The 17,992-nt window shown below is 61.4% G+C and carries 15 protein-coding genes; 8 read left to right on the top strand and 7 right to left on the bottom strand.

Annotated elements, in window-relative coordinates:
* The first annotated feature begins 485 nt into the window (after nucleotides 1-485).
* Both BV106_RS04120 and BV106_RS04125 read left to right on the top strand, forming a co-directional pair.
* Nucleotides 486-2,543, top strand: coding sequence for a glycosyltransferase family 4 protein (locus BV106_RS04120; protein WP_038160902.1), 2,058 nt, complete (start codon nucleotides 486-488; stop codon nucleotides 2,541-2,543).
* Nucleotides 2,540-4,450, top strand: a complete 1,911-nt coding sequence (locus tag BV106_RS04125; protein ID WP_038160904.1) for a glycosyltransferase family 4 protein — start codon at nucleotides 2,540-2,542, stop codon at nucleotides 4,448-4,450. The genes BV106_RS04120 and BV106_RS04125 overlap by 4 nt, the downstream gene beginning before the upstream one ends.
* Nucleotides 4,451-6,106: 1,656 nt before the next feature.
* Here the strand turns inward: BV106_RS04125 and BV106_RS04130 are convergent.
* The 3 genes from BV106_RS04130 to BV106_RS04140 all read right to left on the bottom strand — a co-directional run bounded on the left by BV106_RS04130 (nucleotide 6,107) and on the right by BV106_RS04140 (nucleotide 9,483).
* A complete protein-coding gene (locus tag BV106_RS04130) occupies nucleotides 6,107-6,790 on the bottom strand; it encodes a hypothetical protein (protein WP_038160906.1) in 684 nt (227 codons plus the stop codon).
* Nucleotides 6,791-7,082: 292 nt separating this feature from the next.
* A complete protein-coding gene (locus BV106_RS04135) occupies nucleotides 7,083-9,032 on the bottom strand; it encodes an ATP-dependent DNA helicase RecQ (protein ID WP_038160909.1) in 1,950 nt (649 codons plus the stop codon).
* A 73-nt stretch (nucleotides 9,033-9,105) separates the two neighbouring features.
* On the bottom strand, nucleotides 9,106-9,483 hold the full coding sequence (locus tag BV106_RS04140; protein WP_038160911.1) for a hemin transporter: 378 nt from the start codon (nucleotides 9,481-9,483) through the stop codon (nucleotides 9,106-9,108).
* 208 nt (nucleotides 9,484-9,691) lie between these two features.
* Between BV106_RS04140 and msrA the strand changes: the two genes are divergently transcribed.
* Entirely contained in the window at nucleotides 9,692-10,318 is a 627-nt protein-coding gene (msrA, locus tag BV106_RS04145; protein WP_038160914.1) for a peptide-methionine (S)-S-oxide reductase MsrA, read from the top strand.
* A 413-nt stretch (nucleotides 10,319-10,731) separates the two neighbouring features.
* Complete coding sequence (rarD, locus tag BV106_RS04150) at nucleotides 10,732-11,691, top strand: EamA family transporter RarD (RefSeq protein ID WP_051945020.1); 960 nt, start codon at nucleotides 10,732-10,734, stop codon at nucleotides 11,689-11,691.
* A gap of 15 nt (nucleotides 11,692-11,706) precedes the next feature.
* On the opposite strand, the gene BV106_RS04155 is transcribed toward rarD, so the two are convergent.
* A complete protein-coding gene (locus BV106_RS04155) occupies nucleotides 11,707-12,063 on the bottom strand; it encodes a Smr/MutS family protein (protein ID WP_038160916.1) in 357 nt (118 codons plus the stop codon).
* Between the two features lie 109 nt (nucleotides 12,064-12,172).
* Here BV106_RS04155 and BV106_RS04160 point away from each other — a divergent pair, with 109 nt between their 5' ends.
* Complete coding sequence (locus BV106_RS04160; RefSeq protein WP_265595317.1) at nucleotides 12,173-12,664, top strand: hypothetical protein; 492 nt, start codon at nucleotides 12,173-12,175, stop codon at nucleotides 12,662-12,664.
* Nucleotides 12,665-13,047: 383 nt separating this feature from the next.
* Here the strand turns inward: BV106_RS04160 and BV106_RS35020 are convergent, their stop codons facing one another.
* The 3 genes from BV106_RS35020 to BV106_RS04175 all read right to left on the bottom strand — a co-directional run bounded on the left by BV106_RS35020 (nucleotide 13,048) and on the right by BV106_RS04175 (nucleotide 14,774).
* The gene (locus BV106_RS35020; protein WP_051945023.1) at nucleotides 13,048-13,656 is read right to left on the bottom strand and encodes a molybdenum cofactor guanylyltransferase; all 609 of its coding nucleotides are present in this window, start codon (nucleotides 13,654-13,656) and stop codon (nucleotides 13,048-13,050) included.
* An 8-nt stretch (nucleotides 13,657-13,664) separates the two neighbouring features.
* Nucleotides 13,665-14,123, bottom strand: coding sequence for an MOSC domain-containing protein (locus BV106_RS04170; RefSeq protein ID WP_038160922.1), 459 nt, complete (start codon nucleotides 14,121-14,123; stop codon nucleotides 13,665-13,667).
* A 126-nt stretch (nucleotides 14,124-14,249) separates the two neighbouring features.
* Nucleotides 14,250-14,774, bottom strand: a complete 525-nt coding sequence (locus BV106_RS04175; RefSeq protein WP_038160925.1) for a phospholipase D-like domain-containing protein — start codon at nucleotides 14,772-14,774, stop codon at nucleotides 14,250-14,252.
* 185 nt (nucleotides 14,775-14,959) lie between these two features.
* Here BV106_RS04175 and BV106_RS04180 point away from each other — a divergent pair, with 185 nt between their 5' ends.
* From BV106_RS04180 to lpdA, 3 genes are read left to right on the top strand one after another with little or no spacing between them, the layout of a single operon-like run.
* Complete coding sequence (locus BV106_RS04180) at nucleotides 14,960-15,502, top strand: hypothetical protein (protein ID WP_265595318.1); 543 nt, start codon at nucleotides 14,960-14,962, stop codon at nucleotides 15,500-15,502.
* Between the two features lie 16 nt (nucleotides 15,503-15,518).
* Nucleotides 15,519-16,505 carry a hypothetical protein gene (locus BV106_RS04185; protein ID WP_038160930.1) on the top strand — a complete coding sequence of 329 codons (987 nt, stop codon included), beginning with the start codon at nucleotides 15,519-15,521 and terminating at the stop codon, nucleotides 16,503-16,505.
* A gap of 46 nt (nucleotides 16,506-16,551) precedes the next feature.
* Complete coding sequence (lpdA, locus tag BV106_RS04190) at nucleotides 16,552-17,937, top strand: dihydrolipoyl dehydrogenase (RefSeq protein ID WP_038160933.1); 1,386 nt, start codon at nucleotides 16,552-16,554, stop codon at nucleotides 17,935-17,937.
* Nucleotides 17,938-17,992: the final 55 nt, after the last annotated feature.

Genomic DNA, 17,992 nt, shown 5'->3' on the forward strand with positions numbered 1-17,992 from the left:
CTCTTTGCGACAGAGGATCAGAACCTCATGAGACAGGTGATGTGCCACAGATCTGTCCATATGAGGATAGGAGAATTGCTTCGCATCAACCTAGGCAAACCTGTTCCCGCAAAGCTACTTGAGTTCGTAGCAAATCAAGATGATTGGAAAAAGCGAACTAGAGAACTCAGGTATTTGGGTTGGGAGATTCTGGTCTCCAAAACAAAAAGTCCGAGTGGCAGAGTGAACTCACAGTATACCGCTGTACGGACAGTCGAGTGGCCAGAAGATCCTACCGCGTGGATCAGAGAATATGAGCGCAATCGCGAGGCAGCCAATACCCAATCACGCAAGAGCAAATTGGGATTGGATGACCAAATGTGAGCATGAGTTGCCCGTAACCCATCTAGGACACTCGCCTCCCTCCTTGCACCGCCCCTCCCCCGGCGTTATAGCCGTGCCCCGGTTTGCGGGAGTTTTTCGCTCTGTGGACCGGTGTGCCGCCCATGCCTGACGAATCCCCCCAACCCTCTGTCTCTCCGGTAGATCCCCAGTCGCCTGCGCCCCCGGTGCGGAAGCGGCTGGCATATCTGTACAGCCGGTACCCGTATTTCTCCCAGACGTTCTGCGACACGGAGATGCTGGCGCTTCAGGCGCGGGGTTGGGACCTGGTGGTGGGGTCGATCTATCCGCCGGAGGACAGTTTCCGGCATCAGCGGCTGGATGGGCTGATGGCTCCGGTGCTCTATGCTCCGCCCCCGCCGGCTCTGGCGGCGCTGGAGAAAGCGGCGCGCGCGGACGGACGGTGGCCGGAATCCATGGTGATCCGGCATGAAGAGGCCTACGGATCCAGCTACCAGCCGAAGGTGCGGGCGCGCAACGCGCTGTACTTTGCGGAGCAGTTCCAGAGGTTCGGCGTGGAGCATCTGCATGTGCACTTTGCCAACCGGGCCACGCACACAGCGTTGTTTCTGAAGGAGGTGGCGGGGATCCCCTTTTCCTTCACCACGCACGGGCAGGACTTCATGGTGGATCTGGGCAGCGACGCTCTGCTCAAGGAGATGTGCGACGCCGCCTCGTTCATCGTCTCGGTCTGCGACTACTCCCGGGATCTGCTGGCGCAGAAGTGTCCGGAAGCGGCGCACAAGATGGTGCGCATCTACAACGGCATGGAACCCGGCGAGTTCCCCGGGGCCCGACCACCAGTCGTGAATCGTCCGCCGGGACCGACCCGCCTGCTGAGCATCGGGCGGCTCATCGAATTCAAGGGGTTCCACCGGCTCATCGAAGCGGTGGGAGTGGCCAAACAGAAGGGCGCGGACCTGAGCCTGCGGATCGTCGGCGAAGGCCCCTGGCGGGATCAGTTGCAGAGCCAGATCGATGGTCTGGGGCTGAACCATGCCATCACCCTGGTGGGACGTCGCAGCCTGGAGGAGGTGGCGGGTGAATTTGCCGAGGCGGAAGCTTTTGCCCTGGCCTGCGTGGTCGACAGCAAAGGTGCGAGCGACCTCCTTCCCACCGTGATCACAGAGGCCATGCTGAACGCTCTGCCAGTGATCAGCACAACCGTCGCCGGGGTGCCCGAGATGATCGAGCACGGCAAGACGGGCTACATCGTCGCGCCGAATGACGTCGAAGCTTTTGCCGAAGCGCTGGTCCGGATGGCCACCTACCCCGCCCACGCGCTGGCGATGGGTGACTCCGGCCGTCGTCTCGCTTCAGATCGGTTCGCGGTGTCCAACACCATTGCGCAACTCACCGCCAAGTTCTCAGAAAGTGGCCTCACGAAGGAGGCTCCGGCCGAGCAGGTGGTGCAACCCGCCGTGTGGGCGTTCTACGATTTGTCCCTGCCTGCACGCCTGAAGTGGCTGGAGCGCGAGATCGCCCCTCTCCAAAGTCAGCATGCCCGCGTGGTGGCGGCGGGAGGCCGCGCCGAGGAAAAGGACCTGGTCGCGCTCGGCAAGACCGTGTGGGACCTGGAGTGGCTGCCTGATGGCATCGTTCTGGAGACGGAATGGCGCATGCGTGCGCCGTGGCGGGCTCAACTGGAAGCTCTGCGCACGGATCTGGCGACCTCGGTGGATGGAGAAGTGTTTCTCAGGGCCGCGCGCCGCGCTGTGTGGCTGGCCACCCGCATGAGCCGCAGCAAGCAGCCCCCTCAACTGCTCTATGGCCCGGGGGGCGAGGAATCACTGACCGTTTGGCTGGCCTCCCGCCTCACCGGGGTGCCGTGCGCCCTGGCGTTCGAGGAAGGCACACGGTGGTCCACCCAGATCCTGCGTCGCATGGCGGGCGAGGCCCAGTCCGTGAGCGATGCCTCCGGCAAGTTGGAAAACGGGCGAGACCACATTGGCCATGCGCTGGTGCCGCCCGTGCCTGCCGCGGGGGCTCCCGTGGTTTCAGGGGACAACACCAGCACCCGCAGCTTCCTCGACTGGTTGCAGGCGGTGAAGGTGAAGCCCAAGGGCGCTGCGGCCTCCGCCGGCGCCCCAGGTTCCTCTGCTGGCCCCGCATCTCCTTCTGACTCCGATCCTGATACTGACTCTGATTCCGCCAACGCATGACCGCCCCGCTTTCCACCGCCCCCTCATCCGCAAGCACGGGTCGGCCGAGACTGGCATACCTGCACAGCCGGTATCCGGTTATTTCCCAGACCTTCATCGACAACGAGATCCTGGGCCTGGAGGCCGCAGGCTGGGACGTGGTGGTGCTGGCCCTGAACCCGCCCAAGAATGACATCCGCCATCCGCGGCTGAACGGGCTGAAGGCCCCGGTGCTGCACGCCCCGCCGCAGGTCATCCGCAAGGAGGTGGAAACCCAGCTCAAGGCGGAAAAGCGCTGGCCGGAAGACTTGATCGCCCAACACGCGACCCTGCCGGGTGTGGGTCGCGAGCGCGCCGAAGCGGCCTGCCGGAACATTGCGCCCTTTGTGGATCTGCTGCCAGCTCTGGGCGTGGATCATGTGCATCTTCACTTCGCCAATCAGGCCACGCACTCCGCGCTGTTCCTCAAGGCGATGACGGGCCTGACGTACTCCTTCACACCGCAGGCCCAGGATTTCCTCGTGGATCTGGGCTCGCCGGAACTGCTCCAGGAAATGTGCCGCGAAGCCGAGTTCGTGGTCACCGCCTGTGACTTTGCCAAACAGGAACTGGTCCGCCTTTGCCCTGACAGCGAGGGGAAGATCATCCGCCTCTACAACGGCATCGACCCCGACAACTACAAGCACGCGCATCCCCTGCCCGGCAAGGGAGCGCTACGAGTGGTAAGTGTGGGTCGCCTCATTGAGTTCAAGGGCTTCCACCATCTCATCAACGCGATGGACCTTGCGCGAAAGGAAGGGGTGCATGTGGACCTCGACCTCATGGGCGACGGCCCCTGGCGGGAGCGGCTGGAGAAGCAGGTGGCGGATCTGCATCTGGGCACGCAGGTGACCTTTCACGGCACCGTGAACATCGAGCAGATGAAGCGCGGCTTTCTGCAGGCCGACGCCTTTGCCCTGGCGTGCATCACCGATGAAAAAGGGGCGGCCGACATGCTGCCCACCGTGATCACCGAAGCCATGTTCACCCGCCTCCCCGTGCTGAGCAGCCGCGTGGCTGGCGTGCCGGAGCAGGTGGTGGACGGCGAGACCGGCTTCCTCACCGAACCGGGTGATGAAGCCGCCCTGGCGCGGGCACTGGTCAGACTGGCCACCGAAGAAGGCCTGGCCCAGAAACTGGGTGAAGGCGGTGAGAAGCGCGCGAGGGAGAACTTTGCCCTCAAGGTGACCCTGCCTGTGCTGGCCGCAAAGTTTGAGGCCGTGGCAGCAGGGAAGAAGGCGCTTCGCGGGAGGCCCGCACCAGCCAAACTGGTGGCCTACTACGACCTGAACCACGCCGAGAGCCTGGCACTGCTGGAGATGGAATATCCCGTGCTGGCGGAACAAGGCGCCCAGGTTTGGGTGCGAGGAGGCAATCTCACCTGGCGCGAACTTGAGAAGCTCAAGGACAGCCTGCTGCACCTGCTCTGGCTGCCCGATGGCATGGCGCTGGAGATGGAATGGAGCCACTGGCCCGATGAACGCGCCAAACTGGAAAAGCTGCGGGGCGAACTCTCCACCTCAGTGGACGGCGAGGAATTCTTTGAAGCCGCACGCCGTGCGCTCTGGCTGGCCGTGCAATTGAAACGCTTTGGCCTACCCGAGGTGGTTTATGCCCCAAGCACGAACGAAGCCTTGGTCGTGTGGATTTTGCACCAGGTCTGGGGCCTGCCCTTTGTGGTGGCCGGAGAGCGCATGGATGCGTTCGACGGGAAACTGCGCACCCGGTTGTTCGCCGATGCCAAAAGCAAGGTCCTAACCAAGGATGGCAATCCTCTGGAACGTCCCGAGGTTCCCGGAAAGAACCCAAGGGGGTTGTTGAAAGGGATCTGGTATGGGAAGCGCCGGTCGGTGTTCCGGAAGTGGTTGGGAGCGGTGAAGGGGACTTAGTGTTTGGTGGGAGGACGGGGAAGTGAACAAGCGCGGATCGCTTGCCAGCCTCCGTCCGCAACCAATCCCTCATCGGAAAGAGGTCAAGCAATCCGATGCCGGAGGCATCGAAGCCATTAGCCGGATGGTTGAAGGAGCTAAGCGACTGATACCTCCGGACGATCAGCACAGTGTATTGCATCCCGGAGGGGATGCCAGCGACGTGCATTTTGAGTGGGGCACCTTGCTGCCACCCCTCCGGGGTGAACTCAAATTCTCGTTGTCCGGGGGTATCGCTGCGCTCAACCCCCGGCTACCGGCTGGGATGCCTCCGGCATCAAGCTTCCATGAGCACAGCCCGACGTTGGGCGCGCATGGGTAATTTCCTGAACACTGAAAGTGTTGCGAGCGGCTTCATCTCCTGATTTCCTTGGAAAGCGGACCTTGTTATCTCTCAGCAACGCCAAACCACTCGTCCTGCCCACGTTGCGTTGGGTCATCGAACCTTTCATTGATCCGCTACCGCCATAGACCGGGAGATTTGTGCCTGCCGAGAAACCTGGGTGGTGAAGCGCAGGCTGACAGGCCTCAAATGGCCTGTGCCTGGGGAACTCGGGGAGCGCACGCATCCTGCGTGCTGTTTGCGGCATCTTGCCGCGAACGTCAGTCAGCGCATGACATCAGGTCCAGCCGACGTGGAGGTGTTGATAGCAGTGGGGAGGAAGTGGATGCTGTCGGCTTTCCCACCTGATCATCCTCTGCGGAGGTACCCAGGGTCTCCGTCCACTTCGTGGCCTTTGCCCCTGGGCTGGGCTCTGTGGGCCTTTCAGGCCCAAATCCTCTGAGGGGACTTGCTAAGGGCGGAGCCAGAGTCGGTTCCTTGGCGGCCACCCCAGAACTCGCGCGGTTGGTCCGTTCTCCTTACGTCGACAACTACAGTTCGTAGCAACGTCGGATTGGCAGAAGGACACCTAAAGGCCTCGACGTGGCGTAGGCAGCCTGTCCTATTTCACCTGCCTGCGGCCGCGCAATGAGGCTCAACCAACCATCACGCCTCCAACTACAACGCTCCAAACGGTCACCGACTTCACCTCCGTTCCCGTCCACCCCTCCGCTCACCAACCGATGGGGACCGTCGGACTACTCCCGACGCCACGCCACGGCGTAGTCCGATGGTCCCCATCGGCTCAGTCGTCAGACGGACGCGCGTTCAAGCCAACCATCTCCATTCTCCGCGCCCATCTCAGAAAATCAGCCTGCCCAATCTCCCATCGGCGAGACACACCATCCCCAAACTTACGGGACCCAACACCGGCCGTAGTTGTCGACGTGAGGAGGCACTAACTGAAGCGTCTGCAGCGCCGCTTTCACGGGGCATCGCCAAGCAGCCCCCCAGACCGCCGCAACTCCTTCGGAGTAAAGGTCCATTCCTATCCGACCCAACGTAGACTCGCTGGAAGCTCGTCAACGTTGGGCTTTTGGCCGCATCCTCTTCGAGGAAGAGCTTCGACTGAATTCGACTTGGTCGGTTCCTTATCTTCTGAGCTCGGCAGTTGGCTCGTCCTCATCCCGTCGACAACTACAGTCAGACCTAGCAGAAGGTAAGCCCAAGGCGAGATGCAAGCTGGGGCAGCCTGTTCTGATCACCCCATCCAGCATCGCCCAACAATCCCTCGTCTACTCAACCGTGGGCTTCATCACCTCCACTACGACGTCACTCTCTTTCACGTACTCCACCCGTTGCAGGTCTTCCGGTCCCCACTGGCCGAGATCAAGGGCGCAACGCTCGATGAACTCCGTCCATTCGCGGAGGCCCATGGGGTATTTGATCGTGCGGTGGAGCGAGCCTTTGGGATGGGTTCGAGGATAGATGCACCCAGTAGGCACAGAGCCGGGTACCCGGCTGCTTCCGTACACCGCCGCCTTCGTGATGACTTTTCGTGGGCTTTTGGAGCCATCAGAACCTTCTACGGATACCGTCTTAAGTCGCATCACAATCTTCAGCTCACCGATGTTGGCGCCGGATATCTTGAGCTTGTGAATCACAAACAGCAGCTTCCCATTCAGACTTTCCCGGCCCTCGCCGAGCGTCGTGCCCAATGCCGTATTCAGCAGTTCACTCGCTTTCTCATCCACCAGCTTGAGAGATTCAATATCTGCCGGAAGCAGCAGGGTGCCCAACTGATCGATGGGCCAGGCCTGTTTGCCGGGGTCGAGTTCAAACTCATGCTTCGTTCCGTTGTCGTCATCGAAGATTGTCCACTTCGGCACCTCGGCAGCCGGGACCGTCGCCAATCCGAAGAGCAGGGCGACGAGCGAGAGAAGAAGGGGAACAGCCAGGGGACGGGGCGGTCTTTTCATTTAGGCACTGTCGACCAAAAATCGGTGACTGCCAAGAAACGACAAGGGGTGTTTGATCGATCAGGTCCAAGTTGACCGCCTCGGGTTCCGAAGAACGTCGACCGATTCAATTCGTCCACCCGGCTTCTCCACCTGATCATCGCCGCCAAGCATACCCAAGGTAGACTCGCTCGAAGCTCGTCCAACCTTGGGCTGTGTTACGCATCCCATTCAGGGATGAATGAACTTTGGATCCACGTTGAATCGCTTCACTCCAATCCAAAATCACAAATCCAAAATCCCTTCTGCTCCCCTACCCGCCCAAACTCTCGGCCTGCTCCAGCACCTGCTTGAACGGAACACGTTCGAGCATCGCAAAAGCATCGTGTTTGGTAAGGCGCGCGCGGGAGGTGGCGGGGCTGGAGATGCCGCAGAGGAATCTCGCCAACTGGCGGGGCGCACGCAGCGGGGCAAGGCCCTGACGCTGGAGTTCCTGAATCCGCTGAAGATGCTCCACGGTGATGGAAGGCACGGGTGATTGAGGGATGACCTTGGGTTCGAGGGACGCACTTCCCGCCTGACTGCTCCGGCAGTTGCCGCAGGTGCCACAGTCTGAAGGCATCTCCTCGCCGAAATAGCGCAACAGATGCCTGGTGGTGCAGCTGGGATCGACCGCGAGCTCCAGCACACGTTCCAGCCTCCCGGCATCCTTGCGCTCACGCTCGGCAAAGAGCGTCTGCATGCGCTGACAGATCGCGCCAGGGTCGCGCTTGGTGGCGTCGTCGCAGAGCCGGAAGCGGTGGCGCAGGCCGGTGGGTTTGCACTCGATGTCACCCGACTCCTCCAGATAAGTGAGCGCCTTCAGGATGCGCTCGCGGGTCTCACCAATGGCGGCTGCGGATTCGTCCACATTCAGTGTCACCCATCGCGTGCCGCGCTTGCCGCTGTTGAAAAGTTTCCTCAAGAACTCCTGACGGTCCGGCTTGTGCCCGGAGAGCAGCCGGGCCTCGCCGTGTACAAACCGAACCTGATACCCGCTGTAGAACGCCCCCAGGGGAGTGAGCACCTGGTCGAGTTCGAGGTAAGTGAGCACAGTCTCCAGCACCAGCGGACGGATGTCCGTGCTGTGAGCCAGGTCGTAGCGGCTGATGTCAAACTCATGCCCCTGACGCAGGAGGTGATCCACCACCTGCCGGAGCGCGGCGGGGGTGGGCGTGTCTCCGTACACGAAGTTCTGCAAGACCACGAGGTCATCGGCACAGGCGAGCATCTCGCAGTGCGAGCCCTGGCCATCGCGACCGGCACGACCGATCTCCTGCTGGTAGTTCTCCAGGCTCTTGGGCAGGTTGTAATGGTACACGCTGCGGATGTCCGCCTTGTCGATGCCCATGCCGAAGGCGATGGTGGCGACGATAACGTCCACACCGCCGGACATGAAGGCGTCCTGCACCTCGTTGCGGTGGTCGTCCGGCAAGCCAGCATGATAGGCTCGCGCATGGACCCCGGCTTTGCCCAGATAGGTGGCCACCTCTTCCGCCGTCTGCTGCAGGGTGACGTACACAATGGCGGGGAAGTGCCGCTCCTCCTTGAGTTTCTGGGTCAGGAGGGCCAGTCGCTGCTTCACCGGAGCCGGCGTGATCTGGATGGCGAGGTTCCGCCGCAGGAAGGTCGTCTGAATGTGATCCTCCGGCGCGATGCGGAAGGTGCGCCGGATGTCCTCCGCAACGCCGGGCGTGGCGGTAGCGGTGAGCGCCAGCACGGGGTGAAGCTGTAGTTTCCTTGCCACCTCTGCGAGACGCAGGTACTCGGGTCGGAAGTTGTGCCCCCACTCGGAGATGCAGTGGGATTCATCGATGGCCAGGAGGGAGATCTTCACCCGGCTCAAGCGCTCCATGAAGGACTCGCTCATGAGCCGTTCCGGCGCGATGTAGAGAAGCTTCAACCGGCCAGAACGCATGTCACCCAAGACCTGGGCGACCTCATCGCCACTGAGGGTGGAGTCCAGCCGGGCAGCGGGGATGTTCTTCGCCCGCAGCGCTTCCACCTGGTCCTTCATCAAGGCAATGAGGGGCGAGATCACCAGCGTGAGCCCGTCCATGAGCAGGGCAGGAAGCTGGTAGCACAAGGATTTGCCGCCTCCGGTGGGAAACACAGCTAGGGAAGACCGCCCCGCGAGAAGGGCCTCAATGACCTGCTCCTGTCCCTCGCGGAACGCATCGTGGCCAAAATACTGTTTCAGCGCGGTGCGCAACTCACTGCCCATGATGAAAAGTGACGGCTCGAAGCCTGGAGTTTGAATTTTGAGATTTGAACTTTGAAGGTTGGGGCCTGCCCCCTCATCCCTCCTCGTGGTTGCGCATGAAGTCAGCAACCTGGGCGAAGAAGCCACCCAAAGTGGGGGCGAGATCCTCTGGGATGCCGACCTCCTTCATGGCCGCCCCCATGAGGTCCAGCCAGCGATCCCGCTCGGCGACCCCAATCTTGAACGGAGCATGACGCATCCGCAGACGGGGATGCCCGCGCTCCTGGATGTACTGGTCCGGCCCGCCAAAGCGGAAGATCAAGAAATCCCGCAGGCGGCGTTCGGCGGCCTCCCAGTCATCAGGCGGGTACATGGGCCCCAGCAGGTCATCCGCCTTCACACGGCGATAAAAAGCCGCCACGAGCCGCGTGAGCGCCTCTTCACCAAGCCGGGTATAGAATGTATCCACCATCGAGGGTTTTTCTTCCTGTGTTCAAAAGAACAGATGGATGCGAAGGGTGGAATTGTCCACAAGTTTGTCTCGCTGGATCGTTTGAAAGAGGCAGACTCCCCACTATGGCCGGGGTCCGCCACCGCGTGAGTTGGTTTTCCCAACAATTTGGGAACAAACGGGCGACACGCGCCTCGTATTCATTGAACAGTCTCATCGTCGTTGACCCATGAAATTTCCCCTTCTCTTTGCCCTTATGAGTGCCGTTGGACTCTCCGCCTCCTCTGCTGCCGAACCCGCCACTGAAACCAAGGCCGCCCCGGCGGCTGCCAAAACGGAAGAGGCCATCTTTGGTGGTGGCTGCTTCTGGTGCACCGAAGGCTGCTACCTCATCGTCAAAGGGGTGAGCAAGGTGGTGAGCGGCTACACCGGCGGCCACGTGGAAAACCCGACCTACAAGCAGGTGTGCACCGGCGAGACCGGCCACGCCGAGGTGATCAAGGTGACCTTTGACCCTGCTGTGGTGTCCTACAAAGATCTGGTGGACCTCTTCTGGTACGCCCACGACCCCACCACGCTGAACCGCCAGGGCGCGGATGTGGGCACCCAGTACCGCTCCGCCATCTACTACACCAGCGAGGAACAGAAGAAGATCGCCGAGGCCTCGAAGGCGGAACACGCCAAAGAGTTCTCCTCCCCGATCGTGACCGAGATCACCAAGGAGGCCAAGTTCTACCCCGCCGAGGACTACCATCAAAATTTTGCCAACAACAACCCCACCCAGGGCTACGTGTGCAACGTGGTGCTGCCCAAGGTGGACAAGTTCAAAGCCAAGCTGAAGAAGCTGGCGAAGTAACTGATGTGCAGTGCCTGAGGCACGAACGCCTTTGAATCCAAGACGGGAGCGGAGCAAATCCGCTCCCGTTTTTGTTTGGCGGCGAGGCGCAGAACGTACGTAGATTGGCAATCTGCTATGCCGCCGATTGGCAATCGGCACGGGTTCCAGCCCCGCTCAGGCGCATGTTGATTGGGGAGACTCTTCGCACGTAGGGCGCTGTTGATGCACTGGGGTTCCAGAATGTCATAAGGGCCCCGAAAGCGGCGGTTCCCGCGCGCACTCCACAGCGACTTCGTCGCCAGGTGTTGGGAAGGTTTCGACCAAAGCAGGACCATCACCCTGCGGTGTCTCGCGTCGGGGACCTCACACAGATCCCTCCGAATTCCCTGCAAGTCTGTGATCCTCCAAGACACTGGGCCGCCTTGCGTCCCATGCGGCTCTGTGGCATAGCGGAGGCCTTGAAAGCCCAGCCCGTCCCGGCCCCAACTCTCGCTCCTCAGGCGCATGCCTCCGAGCCGCCCAGGGCCGTGCTCGCAGCGGTGACCGCCTTTTTCTTGTGGGGCGTGCTTCCGGTGTACTGGAAGGCCACGGTGTCCGTCGGCTCAACGGTGATCGTGGCCCACCGCGTCTGGGGCACGATTCTGTTTCTCATTCCCCTGTTGCGTTCCCGCGGGGAGTTGGGGGCCTGGGTGACCGCCCTGAAGTCACCACGACTGCTCTGGGTGCACGGCTGGGCCGCCCTGCTGCTCACCGCGAACTGGTCGCTCTTCATCTGGGCCAACCAGCATGGCCGCATTGTGGAGGCCAGTGTGGGCTATTTCCTGAATCCCCTGCTGAACGTGCTGATCGGTTTTCTGTTCCTGGGCGAGCGGCTGACGAGGTTGCAGATCGTGAGCGTGAGCCTGGCTGCCCTGGGCGTGCTGCTGCAAGTGGTCATTCTGGGCCACTTCCCGTGGATCGCCCTGCTGCTAGCCAGCACCTTTGGTGTGTATGGTCTGGTGCGCCGGAAGTCGCCGCTCGGCTCGCTGACCGGGCTGGCGGTCGAGACCGTGCTGGTGCTGCCCTTTGCCCTGGGATGGCTGGCCTGGTGCCATCTTCAAGGCCAGCCTCTCTGGGGCGGAGGCACCCCGTTGGAGATCGGACTGGTGATGGGTGCCGGGGTCGCCACCGCCCTCCCCTTGCTCACCTTTGCTTACGCAGCGAGACAATTGCGCTTCAGCACCTTGGGTCTCCTCCAGTTCATCGCCCCCACCGGGCAGTTTCTCATCGGGGCACTGTTGTACCATGAACCCGTCACGGCGGGAGCCTTGATGTCATTTGGCTGCATCTGGGCCGGGGTGGCCGTGTTCTGCGCCGAGGCGTTTGGAAAGCGGCCGGGCAGCAAGCACTGACCCGGCTTAGCCCGATCAGTCATGCTTTTCGCGAGTTGGTTCCGCCTTCTTCAACCACACCCATGTCGCCCCCCAAGTACCGCTTTGGCCGCCCGCCGGCCATTGCCAGGATGCCACCATGGGCAACTTCTCCAGCAGGCGATGCACGCCTTCACGCAAGGCGCCCGTGCCCTTGCCGTGGATCACCCGGACGGTGGTGATGCCTTTTTCCAGACACGCTTCAAAGTAGTCGGGAAGGAGATCACGGATCTCGTTGGGCCGAAAGGTATGCAGATCCAGCTCATCTGTGATGGGAATGGGCACGGGCTCCAGTGACTCTGGATCGAAGTCCCAGGACTCCGGTTCAGGCTCGTTGGATTCATTCTGGGGCATGGCAGACTCGTGCCGAAGGATGCCACGTCGTCCAGCAGTTTTCGGCGAGACATGGCGCACAAAACGCCTCGTCACAACTCGTGGCGTTTTGACCAACAGAAGTATGAACATGAAAACGCTTCTGCCTGTCGCCATGCTGCTTGCCACAGGTCTGCTTACTTCTTGCGGCAACGGTGCCGACAAGACCGCTTCGGGAACCGTGTACAACATCAACGTCACCGGCGGCAATACTGCCAACTGGACCCAAGGCGACGGCAAGGCCAGCCTCAAGCATGTGGCTACGGAAGTGCCCAAAGTTCACAGCCTGCATTTCACCAACAAAGGCAACAAGCTGATGGTGGCGCTGATGTTCCCTGGTGATGCTCCGCCCGCTGCTGGGAAGTACGTGTTTGGAAATGCCGCAGGTGCCGGAGTAGTGAATGGCTTGTATGTGGACAACCGTTCAAAGATCGAGAGCTACACCGCAGCAGAGGGCACCATCGAACTAACCGTGAAAGGTGGCGTGTACTCCGGGAAGTTTGAGTTCAAAGGCCAGGGCGGACCGATTGGCGGTGGGCAGAAGGAGATCAAGGTGAGTGGCACGTTTGAGGGTGTGAAGTGAGGTGGGGGCGTGGGCACTGGCATCAAATTGCGTCCCGCATTAGACCCATCAGGCCAGGTATGGAATTCGCTCATGAAGTTCTGACGCCAAGGGCGTCAAACAATATAGCCCAGGGTCAGGCGAGGCACGAGCCGCCACCCTGGGTACATGGGAAATTGGACCAGAACTCCCTTGGAGTTCCAGCCAACCCGTCGATACCCGGGGTGGCGACCGCTTCGCGGTCTGACCCCGGGCTATTTTGTATCACGCCGTTGGCGTGAAGCTTCCGCCAAGAGACATAAGGCAGCGTTGATGCCGACACACGCCTCTATGCTCTATGTAACCAGGCGCGCATACACAATGGGGAGCACGGATTGAATGCCATGACCAACGCGCCTGACGAGCTAAAGCTCTGCATTACTTTGCCTGAAGTCCTCAGGCGTGTTCAAGTTTGAGAAACAACCTGCCGCATGTGCCGTCATGGGCAACACCTCCAGCAACCCGGCCTCCACGGCGGCTCTGACGAACGCCTGGAGACGGTAGTTTCCTGTATCCACGGCCTCTTTGAGCAAAGGCAGGACCTCCACGGGATAAAGCGCAGCCAGCGGTTCAAAACCGCGCGAGCCTTCGTACACCGCCCCACGCCCAGATACGCTCAGCCCACGCTGCACAATCTCGCCAAGAAAATCCGCCGTCATGCCGGGCATATCCACCCCCAGCACGAGCAGAGGCAATTGAACCTGGTCCAGACAGCGCCAAATGGCGGGCAGGGGGCCTTGATTGTCCGGGGGATCGTACACGGTCTGAACCCCCAGCGGCGCCGGCGATAGCGCCTGTACTTCACGGCACGAAAGCAGCACCCGCTCAGGGTTCAAGGTAGCAATCTTCCCCAGTTGAACCTGCCACAGAGGTTTACCACCCCAGTCCAGCAGAGCCTTGTCCTGCCCCATGCGACGCGACTGCCCGCCGGCCAGCAGCGCGGCTGCGAAAGGAGTCGGGGCGGCTTGTAGCATATGCTCGGCTAGGCATCACGACGCAGCACGCCGTCCGTGAGGATGCGGGCACGCAGTCCGCCATTCCCCATGAGCGCCTTTTCCGCGCCTTCAGCAAAGGCCTGGTTCATCCAATAACAGGGCTTGGCCTCCTCGGTGCCTTTGAAAGTGATGCCCTGAAGCTCAAACTCCTTCCCGATCAGCGTATTCAGATCCACATCGCTGACAATGACATTCCGGCGGAACACGGAGGTGTCGCGGTCATGCACACCCATCTGCTCGCACAGCTGGTCATACACCTCTTGAGAGAAGAAGGTGATCTGGCCCTTGTAGTTTTCCCGGTGCCCGAAATACCTGTCCCCCTGCAAACCCTGACCTGCCACACACTCCACCTCGGGGACATCGAGCATGGGCTCCGTTCCCGCCGGTTTCCCGTGGTGGCCCACAAAGACATGCTTGGGCGAAATGTAGATGTGGAGGACGCGCATAGGGAAAGGTGGACGGAAGAGGCGACATCCGCAAGCGAGTCAGGCGTAGCCCCCTAAACCAGCGAAGCGTCTTAACCAGCAACGTGTCTCAACCAGCTGCGTAGCGGCGTCTCAACTTCCTCCTCTTCACCCTCCCACCGGCTCCGGGCAGACATCGCGGCGCTGGCAGTTCGTGCACCAGTCGCCTAGGTAGAAGCTGTCCAGGAAGCTCATCAACTGGGCGATCTGCTCCTTGTCTTCCGTCACAAAGCCGGCCTCGAAGTTGCGGCGATTCTCCGCCTTGGCCCCCATGCCGGCACCGGTGAGGTTGGCGGAGCCGATGTAGGCGATGCGGCCATCTGCCACCACGGCCTTCATGTGCATGCGTGGGCAGAGGATGCGCTCGAAGAGATCGCTGCGCACAAATTCCGGGAAACGGTCAAACTCCTCGCGGAATCGCGGTCCGGGCTCTTTGGCGTGAATCAAGCGAACCTCTACGCCTTGCCGCAGCTTCTCGGCGAGCACAGCCAGGAAAGGGATGAACTTGCCCGCGCCATCTTCCACGAAGAGGTCCTTCAAATCAGCCGTCACCACCCAGAGATACCGTTTGGCCTCCGGCACCAGCCGCAGGAGGACGGTCTCATAAGTCTGGGCATTGAGGACGAGCTGCATGCAGGCGGTGCGGGCGCGGAGAAGGGTGGGGAAATCTACATGGGGTTATCCCCCTCGCCAACCCCCGCCTGCCGCGGCGGTCATCCCTGAGCCAATTTTTGCCTGATCCTTCACCGACCGGCGGTTGCAATCGGCCTCGGGTGGGCTAACTGCGGCGCTTCCCCGATGCCCGGGAAATGCCCACCATGGCTCCAGATCCTGCTGCCAGCCCCCCACCCTCTCCTGACGCTGCCCTGCCCACCCCGGGAGGATGGCGGACCCGCTGGAAGCGGCTGTATCGGCACCCCGTCTTCCCACTGCTGGTGTTCGTGGTAGTCGCCCAGATCGTGAGGGACAACTACCCCTTCAGCCATTACCCCATGTACTGCAACCCGACCTCCCGGCCGTTGCCCTTCCAGTACCTGGCGGACAAGAATCAGCAGCCTCTGCCGGTGGTCTGGCACACGGGCGTGACCCCATCCCGGGTGGGCAAAAAATTCGGCTACCACAAAAGTCAGCTCATTGAGGAGGACATCAAGCAGGCGAAGAAGGAAAACCGTAAACCCAGGGCGGAATCAGATTTCAAGCCCGAGGCTGGGCACGACGTCTTGGTCTTCCTGCGGAAGCAGTCCCTGCTCCGCAAACCGCACCGTCATCTGCCGGAGGACGTGCTGCTCATGGAGGTGACCCTCTCATTTGCCGAGGACGGGTTCCACGAGAATCACAAGGTGGTGGGCCGCCTCCGCTGAAACTGAAAACCATCTGATGCCGGACAACGCCCTCCCCTCCCCTGCCTCGCTGCCCCCCGCTGCAACGGGTGAGGTCTCGCTCTGGCGACGGTTCACCGCCACTCTGGGGCGCTGGATGGCGGGTGGGTTTGTCCCCTTCCCCGTGCATCGTTGGGAATGGGTGCTCATGCGCATCGCGTTCGCGGCGCTGGTCATGCACACCTTCATGGACTGGCATCCCTTCAAGTATGCCTCCCAACCTGCTCCGGTGGGGATTGCCACGCTGGTGGACCTGAGCTTTCTGCACCGCCCGGGCATGTTCGAGTTCTTCCGCGGTCTCGGCGCGGTGGGGCTCACGGTCTACATCCTGGGGTTTGGCCTCCGTTTCGTGCTCCCCGTACTGGCCCTGGCCAGCACGATGATCTACACCTACTCAAACTCCCAAGGATTCACCCACCACGGGGTGCAGCTCGTCACCCTGGTGCTCATTGGCCAGAGTCTGGTGGCTTGGTGGTGGTGGTGGAAACAGCGCCAGGGGGCTCGCGACATCGCCTCTGCCCTCCCGCTGCCCCTCCAGAGCTACATGGTGTACTACAGCACCGGGATCATCGCCTTCAGCTATGTGATCTCCGCCGTCACGAAGATCACGAACTCCAAGGGCATGTGGGTGCTCAACGCCAAGTACTTGTGCATTGAGATCGTCAAATCCCAGCGACTCAACTACTACGGAGATCTGGACCCTGCGCAGAAGATGGATCCGCCCGTGGCGGTGTGGCTCCTCCAGCACCCTCTGGCAGCCACGGTCCTCTTTGGCAGCGGCTTTTTCCTGGAGTGTTTCGCCTTCGTAGCCCTGCGGGACCGGATCTGGGCCTTCATCATCGGCGTCTCCCTCATCGCCATGCACGAGTCCATCTCCTGGATCATGGAACTGGACTTCCATAACCACGAGGCGCTCGTACTCATCTTTTTGATCAATCTGCCGTTCTGGTTCGCGCGCCTTGCTTTCCCCCGGGCACTGCGCTAACTGCCTAGCGGCATTCCCTGAAACGGAACACCTACTTTTGGAAATCATGACCTACGACCTCATCGTCATCGGCGGCGGCCCTGCGGGCTATGTCGCAGCCATCCGCGCTGCCCAGCTGGGCAAAAAAGTCGCTTGTGTGGAGAAGGAGCGTGGCGGCGGCACCTGCAACAACTGGGGCTGCATCCCCACCAAGGCGCTGTTGCACGATGCGGAGTTCTACCACCGCATGACGCACTCCGAGGGGTCCCCATTCACGATCAAGGATGTCTCCTACGACTGGACCAAGCTCATCAAGCGCTCCCGCACCGTCTCCGACAAGGGTGCAGCGGGCGTGGACTACCTCTTCAAGAAGAACAAGATCGACTCCATCCGCGGTGAAGCCTTCCTGGACAAGGCCGGCGAAGTGCGCGTGAAGCTGGCGGACGGCAAGGAAGAGATCCATCAAGGTGCCAAGATCCTCATCGCCACGGGTTGCGTGTCCCGCCCGATGCCAGGCTTCCCCTTCAACGGCACCACCGTCATCGGCTCCAAGGAGGCGCTTGCCCTCCCCACCCAGCCCAAGAGCGTGGTCATCATCGGTGCTGGCGCGATCGGCATTGAATTCGCCTACTTCTTCAACTCCTTCGGCACGAAAGTGACCGTGGTGGAGATGCTGCCGAACGTCCTGCCCGTGGAAGACACCGAGGTGTCCCAGGCGCTGGAGAAATCCCTCGTCAAGCAGGGCATGAGCCTCCTCACCAGCCACAAGACGGTGAAGACGGAGGCCAGCGACAGCGGCGTGAAGATCACCGTGGCCAATGACAAGGGCGAAGAGAAGCTCCTGGAAGCCGACATCTGCCTCGTGGCGATCGGCGTCTCCCCGCTGCTTCCCGGTGGCGATCTCAAGATCGGCCTCACCGACCGCGGCTACATCCAGACCAACGACAAGTACGAGACCAATATCCCCGGCGTCTATGGCGCAGGCGACATCATCGGGCCACCCTGGCTCGCCCACGTGGCCAGCTACGAAGCTGTCCAGGCCGTGGAAGGCATGTTCGTCCCCGGTCACAAGCCGAAGAAGGTCACCGTGTTCCCAGGCTGCACCTACTGCCATCCGCAGGTGGCCAGCGTGGGTCTCACCGAGCGCGCCGCCAAGGAAAAGGGCCTCAAGTACAAGGTCGGCAAGTTCTCCTATGCCGCCAGCGGCAAGGCTCGCGCCATCGGGGCCAGCGACGGTTTTGTGAAGCTCATCGTGGGTGAACCCCATGGCGAGATCCTGGGTGCCCACATCATCGGCACCGAAGCCACTGAGCTCATCGCTGAACTGGGCCTGGCCATCACGCTGGAAGCCACCTACGAGGAAATCGAAGCAACCATCCACGCCCACCCGACCCTGTCGGAAATGGTGAAGGAAGCCGCCGAAGTGGCCGCTGGTCACGCGATCCACGTGTAAGCGTCCCGTCCCCCTCGGGACCAAGCGAAGTTCATTCTGAAGAAGGCAGGGCGAT

Origin of the sequence: Verrucomicrobium sp. BvORR106 (assembly GCF_000739655.1) — a bacterium.
In the GTDB taxonomy this organism is placed as follows: Bacteria; Verrucomicrobiota; Verrucomicrobiia; order Verrucomicrobiales; family Verrucomicrobiaceae; genus Verrucomicrobium.

Bases quoted from the DNA above. Each gene is read 5' to 3' on its own strand.
- BV106_RS04120 (WP_038160902.1), top strand. From the start codon at position 486: ATGCCTGACGAATCCCCCCAACCCTCTGTCTCTCCGGTAGATCCCCAG.
- BV106_RS04125 (WP_038160904.1), top strand. From the start codon at position 2,540: ATGACCGCCCCGCTTTCCACCGCCCCCTCATCCGCAAGCACGGGTCGG.
- BV106_RS04130 (WP_038160906.1), bottom strand. From the start codon at position 6,790: ATGAAAAGACCGCCCCGTCCCCTGGCTGTTCCCCTTCTTCTCTCGCTC.
- BV106_RS04135 (WP_038160909.1), bottom strand. From the start codon at position 9,032: ATGGGCAGTGAGTTGCGCACCGCGCTGAAACAGTATTTTGGCCACGAT.
- BV106_RS04140 (WP_038160911.1), bottom strand. From the start codon at position 9,483: ATGGTGGATACATTCTATACCCGGCTTGGTGAAGAGGCGCTCACGCGG.
- msrA (WP_038160914.1), top strand. From the start codon at position 9,692: ATGAAATTTCCCCTTCTCTTTGCCCTTATGAGTGCCGTTGGACTCTCC.
- rarD (WP_051945020.1), top strand. From the start codon at position 10,732: ATGCGGCTCTGTGGCATAGCGGAGGCCTTGAAAGCCCAGCCCGTCCCG.
- BV106_RS04155 (WP_038160916.1), bottom strand. From the start codon at position 12,063: ATGCCCCAGAATGAATCCAACGAGCCTGAACCGGAGTCCTGGGACTTC.
- BV106_RS04160 (WP_265595317.1), top strand. From the start codon at position 12,173: ATGAAAACGCTTCTGCCTGTCGCCATGCTGCTTGCCACAGGTCTGCTT.
- BV106_RS35020 (WP_051945023.1), bottom strand. From the start codon at position 13,656: ATGCTACAAGCCGCCCCGACTCCTTTCGCAGCCGCGCTGCTGGCCGGC.
- BV106_RS04170 (WP_038160922.1), bottom strand. From the start codon at position 14,123: ATGCGCGTCCTCCACATCTACATTTCGCCCAAGCATGTCTTTGTGGGC.
- BV106_RS04175 (WP_038160925.1), bottom strand. From the start codon at position 14,774: ATGCAGCTCGTCCTCAATGCCCAGACTTATGAGACCGTCCTCCTGCGG.
- BV106_RS04180 (WP_265595318.1), top strand. From the start codon at position 14,960: ATGGCTCCAGATCCTGCTGCCAGCCCCCCACCCTCTCCTGACGCTGCC.
- BV106_RS04185 (WP_038160930.1), top strand. From the start codon at position 15,519: ATGCCGGACAACGCCCTCCCCTCCCCTGCCTCGCTGCCCCCCGCTGCA.
- lpdA (WP_038160933.1), top strand. From the start codon at position 16,552: ATGACCTACGACCTCATCGTCATCGGCGGCGGCCCTGCGGGCTATGTC.